Source organism: Paenibacillus marchantiae, assembly GCF_028771845.1.
In the GTDB taxonomy this organism is placed as follows: Bacteria; Bacillota; Bacilli; order Paenibacillales; family Paenibacillaceae; genus Paenibacillus; species Paenibacillus marchantiae.
Genome location: NZ_CP118270.1, coordinates 4,368,226 through 4,385,422, shown reverse-complemented (window position 1 = coordinate 4,385,422; position 17,197 = coordinate 4,368,226). Strand labels below are relative to the sequence as shown.

General features: G+C 43.9%; 19 protein-coding genes and 1 riboswitch. Of the genes, 3 read left to right on the top strand and 16 right to left on the bottom strand.

Annotated features, from left to right (window positions below; translation table 11 throughout):
- Positions 1–44: 44 nt before the first annotated feature.
- The 5 genes from PTQ21_RS20000 to PTQ21_RS19980 form a co-directional block, all read right to left on the bottom strand.
- A complete protein-coding gene (locus PTQ21_RS20000) occupies positions 45–1,505 on the bottom strand; it encodes a methyl-accepting chemotaxis protein (protein WP_269056046.1) in 1,461 nt (486 codons plus the stop codon).
- 96 nt (positions 1,506–1,601) lie between these two features.
- Positions 1,602–2,201, bottom strand: coding sequence for a hypothetical protein (locus PTQ21_RS19995; protein ID WP_274566857.1), 600 nt, complete (start codon positions 2,199–2,201; stop codon positions 1,602–1,604).
- 80 nt (positions 2,202–2,281) lie between these two features.
- On the bottom strand, positions 2,282–2,815 hold the full coding sequence (locus tag PTQ21_RS19990; RefSeq protein WP_274566856.1) for a hypothetical protein: 534 nt from the start codon (positions 2,813–2,815) through the stop codon (positions 2,282–2,284).
- Between the two features lie 164 nt (positions 2,816–2,979).
- Positions 2,980–4,047: a HAMP domain-containing sensor histidine kinase gene (locus PTQ21_RS19985; protein ID WP_072732771.1), complete on the bottom strand. Its 1,068-nt coding sequence runs from the start codon at positions 4,045–4,047 to the stop codon at positions 2,980–2,982.
- The gene (locus PTQ21_RS19980) at positions 4,044–4,715 is read right to left on the bottom strand and encodes a response regulator transcription factor (RefSeq protein WP_072732770.1); all 672 of its coding nucleotides are present in this window, start codon (positions 4,713–4,715) and stop codon (positions 4,044–4,046) included. The genes PTQ21_RS19985 and PTQ21_RS19980 overlap by 4 nt, the downstream gene beginning before the upstream one ends.
- 232 nt (positions 4,716–4,947) lie before the next feature.
- Between PTQ21_RS19980 and PTQ21_RS19975 the strand changes: the two genes are divergently transcribed.
- Positions 4,948–5,967 carry a zinc-dependent alcohol dehydrogenase gene (locus tag PTQ21_RS19975; protein WP_244552067.1) on the top strand — a complete coding sequence of 340 codons (1,020 nt, stop codon included), beginning with the start codon at positions 4,948–4,950 and terminating at the stop codon, positions 5,965–5,967.
- A gap of 138 nt (positions 5,968–6,105) precedes the next feature.
- On the opposite strand, the gene PTQ21_RS19970 is transcribed toward PTQ21_RS19975, so the two are convergent.
- A complete protein-coding gene (locus PTQ21_RS19970; protein ID WP_274566855.1) occupies positions 6,106–7,368 on the bottom strand; it encodes a cytochrome P450 family protein in 1,263 nt (420 codons plus the stop codon).
- A gap of 35 nt (positions 7,369–7,403) precedes the next feature.
- The gene (locus PTQ21_RS19965; RefSeq protein ID WP_064638560.1) at positions 7,404–7,985 is read right to left on the bottom strand and encodes a cysteine hydrolase family protein; all 582 of its coding nucleotides are present in this window, start codon (positions 7,983–7,985) and stop codon (positions 7,404–7,406) included.
- A 129-nt stretch (positions 7,986–8,114) separates the two neighbouring features.
- Between PTQ21_RS19965 and PTQ21_RS19960 the strand changes: the two genes are divergently transcribed.
- The gene (locus PTQ21_RS19960; RefSeq protein WP_064638562.1) at positions 8,115–8,711 is read left to right on the top strand and encodes a TetR/AcrR family transcriptional regulator; all 597 of its coding nucleotides are present in this window, start codon (positions 8,115–8,117) and stop codon (positions 8,709–8,711) included.
- Between the two features lie 90 nt (positions 8,712–8,801).
- Here the strand turns inward: PTQ21_RS19960 and PTQ21_RS19955 are convergent, their stop codons facing one another.
- Together PTQ21_RS19955 and PTQ21_RS19950 are read right to left on the bottom strand one after the other, a co-directional pair.
- Positions 8,802–9,272, bottom strand: a complete 471-nt coding sequence (locus PTQ21_RS19955) for a GNAT family N-acetyltransferase (RefSeq protein WP_072732766.1) — start codon at positions 9,270–9,272, stop codon at positions 8,802–8,804.
- Between the two features lie 86 nt (positions 9,273–9,358).
- A complete protein-coding gene (locus PTQ21_RS19950; RefSeq protein WP_274570534.1) occupies positions 9,359–10,534 on the bottom strand; it encodes an MFS transporter in 1,176 nt (391 codons plus the stop codon).
- A gap of 202 nt (positions 10,535–10,736) precedes the next feature.
- Between PTQ21_RS19950 and PTQ21_RS19945 the strand changes: the two genes are divergently transcribed.
- Positions 10,737–11,285: a TetR/AcrR family transcriptional regulator gene (locus PTQ21_RS19945; RefSeq protein WP_274566854.1), complete on the top strand. Its 549-nt coding sequence runs from the start codon at positions 10,737–10,739 to the stop codon at positions 11,283–11,285.
- Positions 11,286–11,431: 146 nt separating this feature from the next.
- On the opposite strand, the gene PTQ21_RS19940 is transcribed toward PTQ21_RS19945, so the two are convergent.
- The 7 genes from PTQ21_RS19940 to PTQ21_RS19910 all read right to left on the bottom strand — a co-directional run bounded on the left by PTQ21_RS19940 (position 11,432) and on the right by PTQ21_RS19910 (position 17,152).
- Complete coding sequence (locus PTQ21_RS19940) at positions 11,432–11,788, bottom strand: MmcQ/YjbR family DNA-binding protein (protein WP_274566853.1); 357 nt, start codon at positions 11,786–11,788, stop codon at positions 11,432–11,434.
- A gap of 232 nt (positions 11,789–12,020) precedes the next feature.
- On the bottom strand, positions 12,021–12,350 hold the full coding sequence (locus tag PTQ21_RS19935) for an antibiotic biosynthesis monooxygenase (protein ID WP_063565129.1): 330 nt from the start codon (positions 12,348–12,350) through the stop codon (positions 12,021–12,023).
- 175 nt (positions 12,351–12,525) lie between these two features.
- Complete coding sequence (locus PTQ21_RS19930) at positions 12,526–13,905, bottom strand: DEAD/DEAH box helicase (protein WP_274566852.1); 1,380 nt, start codon at positions 13,903–13,905, stop codon at positions 12,526–12,528.
- 178 nt (positions 13,906–14,083) lie between these two features.
- Positions 14,084–14,398, bottom strand: a complete 315-nt coding sequence (locus PTQ21_RS19925; RefSeq protein WP_064638568.1) for a DMT family transporter — start codon at positions 14,396–14,398, stop codon at positions 14,084–14,086.
- The gene (locus PTQ21_RS19920) at positions 14,395–14,736 is read right to left on the bottom strand and encodes a DMT family transporter (protein WP_063565132.1); all 342 of its coding nucleotides are present in this window, start codon (positions 14,734–14,736) and stop codon (positions 14,395–14,397) included. The genes PTQ21_RS19925 and PTQ21_RS19920 overlap by 4 nt, the downstream gene beginning before the upstream one ends.
- A gap of 96 nt (positions 14,737–14,832) precedes the next feature.
- Positions 14,833–14,933: riboswitch (guanidine-I (ykkC/yxkD leader) on the bottom strand.
- Positions 14,934–15,009: 76 nt separating this feature from the next.
- Positions 15,010–15,987 carry an aldo/keto reductase gene (locus PTQ21_RS19915; RefSeq protein ID WP_090806169.1) on the bottom strand — a complete coding sequence of 326 codons (978 nt, stop codon included), beginning with the start codon at positions 15,985–15,987 and terminating at the stop codon, positions 15,010–15,012.
- A 178-nt stretch (positions 15,988–16,165) separates the two neighbouring features.
- Positions 16,166–17,152, bottom strand: a complete 987-nt coding sequence (locus PTQ21_RS19910) for an aldo/keto reductase (protein WP_274570533.1) — start codon at positions 17,150–17,152, stop codon at positions 16,166–16,168.
- Positions 17,153–17,197 lie beyond the last annotated feature (45 nt).

The following is a 17,197-nucleotide window of genomic DNA, read 5'->3' as shown; positions in this document are numbered from 1 at the left end:
CTCCATTGTTTTTAACTATTCATACGTCGATATCTTGTGAGGGATTATTTCGTGTTTTTCGCAATCAGATCCTGCAAACGGATACTGGAATGGTTGATTTTGCCCATGAATTCGTAGATGACGTCCATATTGCTTTTCTGCTCCTGAGCTGTTACCAGGACGTCTTCAGTCGCTGCAGCATGCTTCTGCGAGATATTAGAAATATGATCCACTTGTTGACGAACTCGATTAAAGATTAGGCTCATCTGATCCGTCATATCCAATTCCTTCGCTATGTATTGATCAATATGCTCAAATGTAGACTTGATATTGTCAAAGCTTTCAAGTACCTGAATAGAGATGGCTTTACCTTCTTGCACTGCTTCACTTCCGTTCGTCGCTTTTTCAACCACAAGCTGTGTCTTCCGCTTGATATTATGAATGATTTCGTCGATTTGTTTAACCGTGTTGGAACATTCCTGCGCGAGCTTTTTGACCTCGTTGGCTACGACGGCAAACCCCGCTCCTGCTTCCCCTGCTCTGGAGGCTTCAATATTTGCGTTTAAGGCCAGCAGGTTGGTCTGATCAGAGATTTGGTTGATGGCTGTTAGGAAGGTATTCACTTCATCCATGCTTTTGTTCAATTCCTCAACGGTCGTCATTGACTCTGTAACTGTGGCATTAATAATAGCCATCTGATTGCCCATTTGAACAATTCGATCCGAGCTTTGGCGAACAACCAGACCATTTTGTTCTGAGATGTCGGCGAGCAGATGTGACATTTGATAGATTTCGGACATTTTCCCATCAGCCTTGTTTACCTCTTCACTAATTTGTCCAATGCTCCCGGATTGATCGCGTATGCCTTCCGTCACTCCCTGAATATTCGTGGTTATCGTATTGCTCATATTTTTCAACATACGAATATCATTATTGCAGCTCGCAATATCCGTGTTCAGCATGGATGTGTTCTCACGAATGACCCCTACCATAGTATCCAGTGCCGTCACAAGCTCTCTTGCTTCCGCTTCCTTGTTAAGAGCAACCTGAATCAGATCTCTGCCGCGTTTACATACAAAATATAGAGCAACGATCGTCAGTTCGATGAACCCAATCGTCATGAAAAAAGTCGAATCATATTGCTGATGGCCTGAATAATACATCACTATATAAGCAATGTTGTACATCGCCCCAAACCCGTATAGCAGAACTCTATTCAAATAAAGAGAAATCACACAGAGAACAACCATAATGAGCATGCCTGCAGCAGGTGATTCAATATATGGCGTCGTACAGGTCAGTATGGCAATCATCAGAACGACCATCGTCAAGACTGGTTTTTTGCGAATAATTAATACGGTGGCAATAGACAGCTCAATTAACAGGGAGCACACGACTTCGAGTTGAACCTCATTGCTGGCAATGAAGAAACAGAATGATAGCAGGGTTAACCATAAAATCGTGACGATAATGTTGTTTATTTTAGTTGTATTGTTTCTAAAAAAGCTGTTGTCCATGATGGTCATGGTTTGTTCCCCCTCAGCGACTTGTGAACTTCTCTTTGATGATTTTTATCAGGATTAGACAGATGTTAAGCAGGATTACATACCATAGTTCCATGTTCATCCCTCCGTTACAGGCTCTTTTTTCTTATGGAGCATCATCCGTACCCCGATAAAACAAAACATCACACTGCACCCCATGCCAAAGCAGGCACTCGTGTTTATTGCATGAGGTGAGCCTTCCATCGTCAGCAACGTGGCTTGAGTGACAACAATGGATACCATGGCATCGGTAAAGTTAATCAATTTCAATGTGGAGATCAAGGGATTTTTCAGATGCCGATTAGCGATTGTTCCGGAAATACCAAAAGCCAGCTTGGTAAAAGCAACGGCGGCTACAAGATACACGATATAACCTTTAAATACAAAAGCTTCACCAAGCAAATACATTCTTAGACAAACCAACAGATAGGAAACGCCCAGTATACACAGCAGAATTCCTCCGCGTTTATACACTTGAATCTCCAATACAACCCTTTCCTGAGGGGATTCGATTCTTTTGGCTACGTTATATTGATGGAGCACTTGTGCTTTGGCAACACAAAGGATCAGATAATATACCGCATTCGTAATAAACCATCCGGAAAGGAGATATAAACCAAGGATTAACTTGCCTATGCCGATCAAAGCGTTGATGACAAGAGAGGCAGCGTTAGACATGGCAGCTCGATCTTGCTTGTTTTCGAGGTACTGAACAAAGATTGCCTTAATATCTATCTTCCTTTCCGAATGCATTTTTCTTACTTGGCCAGCAAACCATTGGCCTTCTCGCATACTTCATAGATTTCGTCATACTTCTTGTCAATAAAAGGGGTTACTTTATCTGTCTTTTTACGCCGAATACCACTGAAACTAAAATACGGAATGATCCAGCCCGCAAAACCGGGAATGGCAAGAATGACAGACAGTGGTAGCATATTGTCCAGATAGGCAAATACGGAGCCAGCCATACATGCCGTTCCTACGAGACCGATTCCATAGGCAACGATAGAAGCACTCGTGAACTTTGAACGTTCCAACGTTTCAATGTCGGTCACACAGGCTTCAAACTGGCGCTGAAGACGAGTCAGCTCCGCCTTATTGCGGATTTTGCGATCACGCTTGAATTTCATTGTTACGGAACCCACATTCTGAAAGGGCGTCGAGGTGCCTTCCAACTTCCAGCCAAAATGGGTATAGCCATCGGCATAAACGGACTCGGAGTCCTTTTTTACCGTAATGTCCTTGTATTCATAGCCTACAAAGTTATGTTCATTTTTAGTTAGTTCATTCATGGTTTTTCAACACTCCTTCAAGTTTTTTGCTTCATCCTGTATTGGATGTTCCTATCGTAGCGGTAAGTTGTTTATAAGTTGCTTATGAAATGTTAACGAAATATTAATAAGGGCAGCCTGAATTCGGATTGTATCGAATTCAGGCTGCCCTTCTGCATTGCATATCAACGTTTAACTTGTAATTGGACTGTAAATGTCGTGCCTTTGTGAGGTTCACTTTTGACGGATATAACGCCTCCTACCAGCTCAATAACGCGGAGCGAAAGAGCAAGCCCCAAGCCGTTCCCCTCCGCATGATGGGAAGCATCGCCCTGATAGAATTTATCAAAGATATGCCTCATCGTTTCCTCATCCATCCCGCAGCCTGTATCGGATACCATAACCGTGATCGTATCTTCATCCGAACTCTGCTTCAAGGTAATTGTTCCACCGGAGGGTGTAAATTTAAGCGCATTGGAAATCAGGTTATGCCATACGATTTCCAGCATACTCTCTTCAGCATGAATCATCGCACGATCCTCAATATCGACCACAAATTCAATATTTTTTTCTTCCCATGCATTTTCAAAATATATTGCGCAATCTACTAGCTGCCTACATACATCATACGGCTCGGCAGCAGGCAGAATCTCCTGGTTCTCCAGCTTGTTCAGCTTGAGGATGTTGACGACGAGCGTCGCCAGCTTATTGGTAGAGGAAATAATAGTATCCGTATATTCCTTTCGAAGATCGGGTTCCAAATCATCCTGCTGCAGGGCCGTGGCGTAGCCATGAATGACCGACAACGGTGTCTTGATTTCATGGGATACATTCGATATAAAGTCGTTTTTCAACGTCTCAATGCTGTTCAATTCCTCCACCATCTTGTTAAAGTCCTCAAACATGACATCCACATAGTTCAGCTTGTCCGCTCTATGAATCGGTTCGAGATATACTGAGAAGTCGCCTTCTGCCACCTGCTTTGCAGCCTCACTGAGTTTTCGCATAGGCTTATCAAACGTTTTGTACCTTTGTCGTGCGGTAACCAGGCAAAAAATGAGACTCACAATGCTCCAATATCCCGAGATTCCGAAAATGTATTGCCACGGCACAACTTCCACCGGTAAATACGCATCATAGATTAGCGCTTGACCCGCCGTCAGGATCGACAGCAAAAGGTAGGTAAATAGGAACTCTTTCCATGAAAAAAGATGGGACTTGATTCGTGCATCAGGTTTCTGCTTCTTGTTCATTGCAGTACGGCCTTATAACCCAGACCATGTACCGTCATGATCTTGAAATCTTCACAACTGGAGAACTTGTCGCGAAGTTTGACAATATATACGTCCACGGCACGCAGGCTCGTCTGACTTTCGATACCCCAGAACTCATCCATAAGCTGAGCTCGTGAGAAGGTATGTTTCGGATAAGATAACAATTTATATAGAATGTTGAATTCCCGGACTGTCACAGGAATTTCTTTGCCATCCACCGTGGTCGTCATATCATTAGCGTCCATCAGCAGACTGCCTACAATCAATTTCTTCTCATGTGCGATATTGGCCCGCCGCAGGAGAGCACCCACACGCAGAACCAATTCGTCCAGATCCACCGGTTTGACCATGTAATCGTCGATGCCTGCAAGGAAACCTCTTTGTTTGGAGGAAATATCATCACGGGCGGTAATAAAAAGAATGGGAATGTTCTTATTGATGCCTCTTACGGTCTCCGCAAATTCAAAGCCATCAATCTCTGGCATCATCACATCGGAAATGAGAAGATCGTACATCTGGTTATACATCAAATCATATGCCTCACGTGGATTAAAGCAGCCTTTGGCCTCGTACCCATTATTCGATAGATAGGTGCAAATAATTCGATTGAGTTTGGTATCGTCTTCCACAACAAGTATATGGATCATATAAAAAACATCCTTTCCAGCTGACTGAATGGGGTCATTATAATAAAAAGTTGTTAACAAATTGTTTATGGCGGTGCACACCGCTCTATTATTTTCAATTCATCATTTTAATTCATATCTCTCAAACATCTTGCTAACAACTTGGAAACATCCGTACTTCATGATTGTCCTATCGAATCGTTCATAGGCAGCATCAGCAAATGGACGATAATCAGTCATAAGGAGTGAAGTCATGATGAAAGCAGCCATCTATTATGGTAAAAATGATATTCGTGTTGAAGAAAGATCAATCCCGGTCGTAGGTCCCCGAGATGTTCTGGTCAGAAATGTGCGGGCCGGCATCTGCGGCACTGATATTAATATTGTAAAGGCTGGCAAAGGTGACATGGGCATCAGCCTTGGTTCAGAATTTGGACATGAAATGGTTGGTGATATTGTCGAAATTGGCTCAGAAGTTTCTCCAATGATAGAAATCGGAATGCGCGTCGGGATCAATCCCATCACTGCCAAAAAAGCAGGAAGACGCAAATCCCTGGAATGCTCCGGATTTTCCCAGTATGTATTAATAGAAGACGCCGAGCTTGATTATAACCTGTACAAAATGGGTAAAACGGTACCCGCAGAAGTCGCTTCACTGATTGAACCAATGAGTGTTGGGCGACACGGCGCTTTCAGTACCAGCCCTGAGCCCGAAGACCACATTGTCGTGATGGGTGCAGGTCCGATCGGCTTGCTGGCCGCTGCCAGTTTGATTGCTGAAGGTATGAAACATGTCTGCGTAGTTGATATGGACGAATGGCGCTTGGCTAAAGCTGCCGGACTTGGGGCTCTAACCGTGAATACAGGTGAAACTGCACTTGAAGAAGGGTTGATTGGACATTACGGTTCTGTGAATGTTTACGGTGTTGACGTCCCGGATGTCGATGTATTTATTGATGCGGCAGGCGCTCCGGCTTTGTTTGAGAACATGATGAAGATCGTCAAACCTAAAGCCAAAATATCGATTATTGCCGTGTATAAATCCGAAGTACCGATCAGTTTACATCAGGTCATGTCCAAAGAAGTTCAGATCAAAGGCTCCAGTGGCTACACCCACGAGGATTTTAGCAAGGTGGTGGAGTATCTGACCAGCTTCCAAGAAGAACTGTCCACACTGGTCACTCATGTATATAAGCTGGATGATATTCAGGAAGCCTTTACTACGGCCATTGAAGCCAAAGAAACCGTTAAAGTGGTAATCGATCTAGCATAATATCAAACAGCTTTATTCCTGGAGTGTTGCCTATCGTCATAAAACTTATAGCCTAACCCAAGAAATCCGCCAAACATGGCGGATTTTTTGGGTATATATTTTTTTCTTGCCGATAGAAGCTAGCTCTAACTCTTGCTGCTAAAATGCGACAGGTAAGGCAGCCAGGCTCTGCGAACTTAGCGCCAAATGCCACTCAATGTTTTCCCGAGGAATATTAAGTCGCAGATTAGGCATGCGTCTTAACAATGTTGTAAAGGCGATATCTCCCTCCACACGAGCAAGTGGAGCTCCCAAGCAGGAATGAATGCCATGACCAAAAGCCAGATGACGATTAATATGACGTGTAACATCCAGATCCTCTGGCTGTTCAAATTGAAGTTCATCCCGATTGGCTGATTTCAGCACGGGGATGACCATATCTCCCTTTTTGATCTGTTGCCCTGCCAGCTCTATATCCTGAGTCGCAAAACGAGGTCCAGCAATGGTTGCAGGCCCGTTAAAACGCAGCAATTCTTCAACAGCAGAAGGTGCCAGACTAAGATCAGCCTTAAGCTTCTCCAATTGTTCAGGATGATCCAATAACATCATTGCACCCGTAGCAATCAGATTGGATGTCGTCTCATGGCCAGCAAAGATCAATAACGTAATCATGGATAGCAGTTCTGGTTCACTTAGTCGATCGCCCTCTTCTTCTATAGCAATCAATTGACTGATCAAATCATCCGCAGGATGTTTGCGTTTCTCAGCTACCAGTTGTGCGGTATAGTCACCGAAGGCTTTGAGGTGTTCCTCCACTCCTGGTTCACGCACTCCGAGGCCCAGACCGTGTGCAATCGCGGAGGACCAGGTCTGGATCTGCGGGCGATCTGCTTTAGGTACTCCCAGCATATCGGATATCACATGAATCGGTAAGGGAAAGGCGTAGTCCTTGACCAAGTCCATCTCACCCTGGGATTGAACCTGATCCAGTAACTCATCAGCGATCTGCTGCACACGTGGACGAAGACTTTCCATATATTTGGGGGTAAAGGCTTTGGAGACCAGTCGACGTAATCTCCGATGATCAGGATCATCTACAGAGAGCATTGATTTTCCGGTAAAGAACGTTGGAGGAGCATCTGGATCTACGTTTTCCACATAGGCTTTCAGAATATTCTCATTGCCGTCGATGGAGAGTGGGTCTACCGTGAAGTGGGCATGATCTTTGAGTACCTGTGACGCTTCTTCCATTCGTGTGACCAACCATTGCCCGCGATCTGTACCACCCATTGGCAAGGATACTGGAATAACAGGACCTGTTTCACGCAATTGCTTGATCAGTGAAAACGGATTTTCACCACTTTCCCCACTAAACAGGCTCAGTGCTGCTTTTTGTGAAACATTAAGATCTAACTCACTCATAATTACCATCCCTTCGCTTCGACCATTTTATTGGTTTACATTAATGAATTTATCCAATCATCTACTGTCAGCACATCAGCTTGTTTGGGGAATACGCTCTCTACGAGAACTCGATGAACTTCAGGGTCCCTATCCAGACAAGCATCAGAAAGTACAGTCAGCGCGTAATCCTTATCCGCCGCCTCACACAAGGTAGACAGCACTACTCCACTTGTTGCGATACCGCTAAGAATAAGTGTATTAATGCCATGGGATTGAAGAAGGTTTTCCAGGTTGCTTCCTGAGAATCCACTGACGCGGAACTTGTCCACAATGTGCTCTCCTGGAAGCGGCTGTACCGATTCGTGAATGTCCATTGCCATTTTCATCGCCGGATTGGCTGCGTTCTCTCCACCACGGCTCGACTTTTTTCCAAACAATTTGTTGCGCTCACTGATTGGAGGGGAATCCTGGCGATGACCAACCTTCACAAAAATCACAGGTACGTTATGTCTGCGAGCTGCTTCTATCGCTTTCTGAAAAGGGAACAGTGCATCCTCGTGCTTCGCATATTGCGATACAATGATGTTCTGCATATCCATGACCAGAAGTGCAGCTTGGTTATGATGACTCTCCATGGGTTGCACATTCCTCTCGTTTTGATTAAGATTAAAAGGAGAACTCTCCGCTTAACCTCTTCTTGATATTAAACGGAGGGTTCTCCCCTTGTCAAATTTTGGACGTTGAAGGATAGGAAGTGACAGACAGTGGATAAAACCAATACAACCTCTCGTTCGGAGCGACGGGATGCTGCCGAGAATCGCCAACGTATCTTGGATGTGGCTAGCACATTATTCGAGCTGCACGGCGTGGAGCGGGTCAGCATGAATCAGATCGCTTCCGAAGCGCAGATTGGAGCGGGTACCTTATACCGCCGATACCGCAATAAAAGTGAGTTATGTATGGACTTGATCAAAGATAACGCAGCGCTGTTCTTCGATGATGTGGAGATATATTTGCAGGAAAACGCACAGTATCCACCAACTGAGCGATTGCGGGGTCTGCTGACGTTGTTTATCCAGTTTAGAGAGAAAAATGCGGAGCTGCTCTCGGGCATCGAGAATGCAGTATATCAAGGATCAGAGTCCAGAACCTCAAGTCCTCTTTATGACCAATTGCATCAACAGCTATTTGGATTATTCGAAGAGATGGCAACAGAGAGCGACGAATCGCAGGCCATCAGCTTGTTCAAAACGGACATGCTTCTGACTGCCATGAGTAATGATTCGTATCTGTTTCAAAAAAACGTACGCGGCAACTCTCCTGACCGCATTGTAGAGCAGCTCTGTTTGACGTTTCTTTAACGTAAATGGGTATATAAAATGCTCAAAAAGCCTAATTCATCGTCGGCAATCTGCCGCTTGAACTAGGCTCTTTGGCATGAGTTGTGGAATTTATAATGTTTTGATATACCATGCATCACAAGCAAAATGCTCCGTTGCATTTAACGGTTCTTCTAAAGGAATAAAACCGTTCTTGATATAGAACTTGTTGGCCGCAACCATATTGTTAAGCGTCTCAAGATAACATTGTTCATAGTGTTCTTTGGCAAAATCAAGGGAAATCTGAAGCAATTCATATGAGATTCCGGTGCCTCGTGCTTCTTTTAAGGCATACATCTTCTGCAACTCACAAATATGTGAAAATCCCTCCACGGGTCCGATACCGCAGCCAGCTACAACGGTTGAGTTATGCTCAACCACCCAATACCTGGAGCCCTCGCGTTGATAAAGATGATAAAAATCGCCCAGATTCGGATCAGCCCACGCTGTCCCAGATTTATTGGCCCCGAATTCGATCAAACAACTTCGAATCAGAGACTCTACTTCTTGATTATCTCTTTCTTCTATCTCTCTAATGAACATGCAGTAAGCCTCCGCATCCTGAAATAATTGCTGCTCTTAACTGCACAAATTATACTACAAATTTGATTTAACACACTACCATTCAACTACAATGAAACGGAATCACTCGTTTTGGCAGGCAGTGTCTGTTTGATTTTCAACAACCGTCTTACGTAGATCATGAAAAGCAGAAAAGAAACCAGGACCGACAAGGCACTAACCATAAACAATATGTGATAGCTCATGTATTCAGAGACCAGACCCAAGACCATCGCACCCAGTCCGATACCGAGATCAGTCGCCGTTGAAAAGAAAGCATTGGCTGCCCCTTTCCGATCCTCGGGGGCAAGGCGGAGCGTAATGGCCTGAAGAGCTGGCTGAGCGGAACCAAAGCCGATCCCGTACAGAACTGCTGAAGCGAGCACGCCAAGTAAACTGGTTGCAAAGCTAAGCACAATCAAAGCAATGATCGTAATGATAAGGGCCGGGAGAATGACTGCTGTCTCTCCTTTCTTATCGGACAGCTTCCCCGCAATGGGCCGGGATAGTGCAAGTGTCGCGGCATAGACCAGAAAGAATGTGCCAGAATTGACTTTGATCTGCTCCGCAAACAAGGGTACAAATGTAGTAATTCCACCATATGCAATGAAAAGAAAAAAGATTGGCGCCATCACAGGCAGGACTGATTTTTCGAAGATTTGGATTTTCTTTCTGTCCGTATGTGGTTGAAATGGCATTTTGGCTCCTAGCGTCAAAAGCAGGGCCACGACGGACAAACCAACAGCAAAGAGAAACATCGTCTGATATGATGTGCCTTGCATAATCCCCAGACCAATCATGGGGCCAACCGCCATTGCCAGCGTCATGGAGGTGCTAAACCACCCCATACCTTCCCCGCGCCGAGCCGATGGAATCATGTCAGTCACAGCTGTCATCATGGAAGTTGTGGATACAGCCCAGCTCATTCCATGCACGATACGAAGTCCAATCAGCATGATAATTCCACCAACCCAGTTGTACATGTACATCGCCAATATAAATAAAATCAACCCTCCGATCATAAACGGACGTCTGCCGAATCGATCCAGTAGTCCACCAACAAAAGGACGAAGGATGACGGAAGATAACATTAAAGCTCCCATAGCCAAGCCCAGCTGTTTTTCATTGCCACCCATCTCTTTAATGAAAAGTGGCAGTGTGGGATACAGCATATAAAATGCAGTAAATAAAAAAAGCAAACCCAGCGTCATTAGAATAAATGACTTTGTCCATAAACGTTGCATCATTCATCCCCCACTCTAGTTATGAAATCTATGTTTTGACCTGTTTTTGTATAAAAACAAATATTGATATATTAATGAACATCTGTTAATAATTATAGACAGAATAAGAAAGCTTACCATTGTTAATTGAACGCGTTTCGTTAATTAGTGAACATTAAACATAAATTTGTTTATTATCTTTAGAAAGTTTGGTGAGAATCACATGACCAAAGTGGATCGAAGAATTCGAAAATCACAAGAAGCCATCAAAGCAGCAGTGATTGAATTGATGTCAGAAAAAAATTTCGATGATATTACTCTACAGGATATTTCCGATAGAGCGGACGTTAGCAGAGGCACCATTTATCTGCACTACGTCGATAAGTATGATCTGTTGGACAAGCTCATTGACGGGCATATCCAAGAATTAAGTGAAATTTGTCATTCGGTTTCCGACTTGGAATGGAAAGAATCCATCGTTCCCTGGTTTACCTATTTGGAACAGAATTACTTGTTCTTCTCGACGATGATGGCCAGTAAGGGAGCGGGACAATTCCGCAACCGCTTGGTTGAATTTCTTAATGAGGATTTTAAGGAGGAAGTACACTTATCTCAGGCCAGAAAATCCGGATTAAGTGAGGATATCATTCTCCAATATGTGGTCATGTCTTATGTGGGGGTCGTTGAGTGGTGGATCAAGAACGAAATGCCCTATCCACCCGAAGTCATGTCTGAGCAATTAGGAGAATTAATCAAAATGAATTTGGGATAACTTGCAATGTGCACGTAACTAAAATAGCGGTAGTCTCAGGATACGAAGTTAACACCCTGGGACTACCGCTATTACTTTTGAAAAAAAGCTGATTTTTCTGCAATTGGCGCCGACCACCTGCTGTCTAAATTGTTATTGCATGTGGTCTAATTAAGATATGTGGATTCCAAAAGACTCTTGGACAGCGTTTTGACAACCAAATCGTACGAATGATCAATCATGACAAAGATATCCTGCTCCGACAAGGAGCCATCTAGAATAATGGTATTCCAATGCTTTTTGTTCATATGATACCCCGGTTGAACAGCTTCATGCTGCTCTCTCAGGTTTTCGGCAATGATCGGATCACATTTTAAGTTCAAGCGAACGTTTTCCGCCTTGTCCTCAAAAATAAGCGCAAACATTTTCCCTGCAATTTTCATAGCAACAGGATCGGCTCCGAAGGGATAATCCTTTGTTGCACCTTTTTTCTTCAAACAGTACTCTATAATCTTATTCTTCAATTCAGTATCTCTCCTTTGCGCAGAAGACAACAACTTTCCCTACCCAATCTAATGATACCGAATGTACGTTTGCATGTAAATATCAAGCATTTCATTTTCAACTATTCTTCCTGTATCACAGGCATCATCTTCTCAGACAGCTTCCTTGATCGCTACGCAACTTATATGGACATACAACAAAAAAAACCGACTCCATGAAATAATTCATGAAATCGGTTTTTCATCATTCGAACTATGCATTCGATACTCTAGCTGTCTTCACTTTCTGTACTTCGTACATATTTACCGTAGTGCTAATCAGATACTCGGGTTTCTCCTGTCCTCTTTTCTCCTTATGACCTTTAATATGCACATCGCTTTTCTCCCAATTCTTCCAGTCTTCTTCCGACTCCCAACGAATCAGCACCATCACTTCTTCGTGTTCTTTACTCTTTTTGTTAACCATTACACTGAAATCAATCAGTCCCGGCATTTCCTCTACAGGGCTAGGGGCACTGAAACGTTCCACCAGTTTATGACTATGGCCTTTTTCGACTACCATAACGCGAGTTTGAATGAACATGAATTACGCCTCCTGATTGCCTCAAGTCACTGCTTGGATACAATGGCCTTGGGACATTTTTTAAGTTCCTCTCTATTATTCTATTCTTATTGAAAATGATTATCAATATCGTATCGATTTTGTGTTCATAAAAAAAACCTCCTCCACGAAATGGAGAAGGCATTTGCTCGTTATTTTAGAGAGCTTTATTCACTTTGCTGCTCTTTGGTTTACTGTGACTTGTGCTATTGTGGTTTGGTTTACCGCTATTTGGCTTACTACCGTTTGGCTTACTGTGATTAGCTTTACCGCTCTTCTTAAACCACTCGGATTTAGGTTTGCGAGCCGGATTCGCTTTTGACTTCGCGGGTTTATCGGCTGCAGATTTATGAGATGCAGACTTCGATGTTTGATTCGATTTTACAAAAGCAGGCACACTTGTCATCGGATAAGGATGATTTTTCACTTCAGGAATGGTCTTCTTGATTACTTTCTCGATATCCTTCAGGAACGGAAGCTCTTCCTTTTCACAAAAGGAAATCGCCATTCCGCTATGCCCTGCTCTACCTGTACGGCCAATTCGGTGGACATACGTTTCCGGAATATTAGGAAGGTTGAAGTTGATTACATGTGACAGCTCTTCAACATCAATGCCCCTTGCCGCTATATCCGTCGCCACCAGTACTCGTGTAACTCCACTTTTGAAATTATTCAAGGCTCTTTGACGCTCATTTTGAGATTTGTTGCCATGAATGGCCTGAGCCGTAATATTCACTTTGGACAAATCGCGAGTTACACGGTCAGCTCCACGCTTTGTACGAGTGAATACCAATGCCGAAACAATAGATTTATCCTGCAAGATATGATTCAACAGACTCTGTTTTTTGCCATTTTCTAATAAATACACAGACTGTTCAATTCGATCCACAGTGGAGGAGACGGGTGTAATTTCTACTTTTACCGGATCAACGAGCAGTGTTTTTACCATTTTTGTAATTTCCGGAGGCATTGTAGCTGAGAAGAATAACGTCTGTTTCTTGCTCGGCATCTTCGCAATGATTCGCTTCACATCATGAATGAAGCCCATATCCAACATGCGGTCTGCTTCATCAAGAACCAGTATTTGCACATGTTTCAGATCAATACGCTTTTGATTGACCAAGTCAATCAGTCTACCAGGCGTTGCAATAATAATATCTGCACCTTGATTGAGCGCACGCTCCTGGACTTTTTGTGAAACGCCTCCCACGATTGCGGCACAACGAATATCGGTAAAACGGCTATATGCCTTAATATTATCTGAAATCTGAATCGCAAGTTCTCTTGTTGGTGTTAAAATCAATGAGCGAATATGGCGTGCGGCTTTGGGGCCGTTCGACTTTTCGCTTAATAACTGAATGATAGGCACAGAAAATGCTGCCGTCTTGCCTGTACCTGTTTGCGCACAGCCAAGTAAATCTCTGCCTGCCAATACGGCCGGAATCGCCTGTTCCTGTATAGGTGTAGGGGCAGTATAGTTTGCTTTGCTTAAGCCTTCCAAAATTGCGGGTATAATATTCAAGTCTTTAAATGTCATTAGGTCTCCTTAATTTACGCAACAAATATTCATTTGACGTATATCTCATTTCAAAACGTAACACATAAGGATAACATTAAAAAGCACTTCTGTATATTAATATTTTGAAAATCCCGCCCTAAATACCATTTTGGCTGAACATACATTAGCTCTGAACAAACGATGAAACATCAATCGATTAACTTACCAGTTTCAACCCTACTGCTGATCCAAGCACCATGGCAATAAACAGAATTCTTAACGCATTTCGAGGTTCTCCATAAAATATCATGCCGAGAATAGCTCCCCCGGAAGCTCCGATTCCCGTCCATACAGCGTATGCCGTTCCCATCGGAAGAGTCTTCATCGCCAGCGATAGGAACAGAAAGCTTAGTCCAAAACCTGCAACCAACAGTATGATTGACATCAGGTTACGATCTTTGTGCAATTTATTAATCATCAAAACCCCAATCATTTCAAAGACACCTGCCAAAATAAGAAATACCCAATTCATGATTCATGTACCTCCTTTGTTTTTCCTTTGCTAAGCATTTTAAGACCGATTACGCCCAGTAAAAGAACCCCAATGAGCAGCATTTTCCCGGATTGAATCGCCGCATCAAACAATATAATCTCTGCCAGTACAGTCCCTGCTGTACCCAGTCCAACGAATACCGCATATACAGTCCCTACATCAAGTGAGCGGGAAGCCGCAATCATCAAGGTGAAACTGACAATAATCGCGATCAGTGTAGCCCCCCACTCCAGAAAACCACTGGCATGTTTCAATCCAATGACCCAACCGACCTCAAATAAAGCTGCAATAACGACGGACAACCATGTTTTGTTCATTTCTGTCACACTCCTTATCAAATTTTGCTACGTGTATTATTAGTTACATGAAGCCAAAATAAAAAAGCCCGGGAAACAAACTGCATTAAGCAGTTCATCTCCCAGGCTTTTGTCCCTCCGTGACACAACCAATAGGTTGTGAGTTTTCTCTCGGACCAGACCGACATAACTGTCGCGGAACCCTAGAAAACATTTGAGTATTTTGATGTGACTCCAATTATACACAATTCTTTTTGATTGGCAACCCTTTTTCGCTACTGGGCTAGAGGGAACTTACATGCCATATATTTTGTGTGGTACGTAGTATTCCTCCAAGCTTGCAATCTCCTGCGCATCTAGCTTTACGGACAAGGCTGCTACGGCATCCTCCAGATGATGTTCTTTCGTTGCACCCACAATTGGTGCGGTGACACCTTCTTTTTGCAATAACCATGCCAGTGCAACGGTTGCTCTGGAAACACCTCGTTTGTTCGCAATATCAGCGACAGTCTCCACTATTTTACGATCGGCATCAACCATTCCCGCAGCAAGTCGGTCTCCTGCTTCGTCGTTCGATGAACGGGCTGTTTTCTCATCCCAATCCCGAGTAAGACGCCCTTTGGCAAGAGGACTCCATGGAATTACACCCACTCCCTCTTCACGACAGAGAGGCAGCATTTCCCGCTCTTCTTCCCGATACATCAGATTCAATAGATTCTGCATGGAGACAAATGGGGTCCAGCCGTTGCGTTCCGCCGTATGCTGAGCCTTCATAAACTGCCAGGCGTACATTGAAGAAGCTCCTATATAACGGACTTTCCCCGCCTTAACAACATCATGAAGGGCCTCCATCGTTTCTTCTATTGGAGTACTGCTGTCCCATCGATGGATCTGATACAGATCCACATAATCGGTGCCTAGGCGCTTCAAGCTGTTATCAATCTCATTCATAATGGCTTTTCTCGACAAACCTGCACCATTTGGCCCCGGCTTCATGCGGAAGTAAACCTTTGTTGCAATAACAACCTCATCACGACGAGCAAAATCCTTCAACGCACGACCCACGATTTCTTCGCTTGTACCATCCGAATAGACGTTGGCTGTATCAAAGAAGTTAATACCCAAGTCCAGCGCTTTTTGTATAAAAGGACGACTCTCTTCCTCATTCAACGACCATGGAGCGATTCCGCGTTCAGGAACTCCATAGCTCATGCAACCAAGACATAATCTCGAAACGTCCAGTCCGGTACGACCCAATTTTACATATTCCATGTTAAAACACTCCTTTATGAAGTTAATTTTATCCAATAACTGAGATACAATTCTTTGAAAATCGGATTTTCTTCCCATTTGATCTGGGACTCCAATCTCTCGATTACAATTTGTTTCACTTGGTTAGATAAGCGTTTACTCAACCTTTCCACCCATCTTTCTGGCATACTAAAATGGATCAAAGACCCGTTCTTCTCTCCAATTCTTCCGTATATCTAGAACCCATCAGGGTGATTTTTGAAGCTGCTTCATTAATGCTCTGTACATCTTCGGGTGTAAGTTCAATGTCCGCCGCACCCATATTTTCTTTGAGACGACTTGACTTGCGCGTTCCCGGGATCGGTACAATCCATGGTTTTTGGGCCAGCAACCAAGCAAGTGCGATTTGCGCAGGGGTAGCTTGCATCTTCTCCGCCTTCTCTTTCAACAGATCAACCAGCACTTGATTGGCCTCGAGCGCCTCGGGCGTGAAGCGTGGCAGAATATTACGCAAATCCCCCTGATCAAACGTTGTTTTTGCATTAAAACTTCCCGTGAGATATCCTTTACCCAAAGGACTAAAAGGGACAAACCCAATACCGAGCTCCTCAAGCGCTGGAATCAGTTCTTCTTCCGGACGTCTCCACCATAAGGAATATTCGCTCTGAACAGCAGCGACCGGCTGAACGGCATGTGCACGTCGAATCGTGTTCACGCCAGCTTCCGATAACCCCCAATGCTTCACTTTACCTTCTCGAATCAGATCCTGCACGGCTCCGGCAACCTCTTCAATCGGTACATCCGGATCAACACGGTGCTGGTAAAACAAATCAATTTCCTCGATCTTAAGTCGTTTAAGAGACTCTTCAGCAACTTTCCTGATCTGCTCAGGACGGCTATTCATCCCGCTCTGTTTGCCACCTTGAATGTCAAATCCGAACTTTGTCGCTATGACAACCTGATCACGTACAGGGGAAAGTGCTTCGCCAACGAGTTCTTCATTGATATATGGACCATAGACTTCGGCGGTATCAAAGAAAGTTACACCGCGTTCAACAGCTTCCCGTATGACCGCAATCATTTCCGTTTTGTCCGAAGCTGGACCATACCCGTAACTCATTCCCATACAACCAAGCCCAATTGCCGAAACTTCCAATCCGCTATTTCCCAGTGTTCGTTTTTGCATCATAAAACTTCCTTTCTTCATTCAAATGATGTGAATGTGAACTAA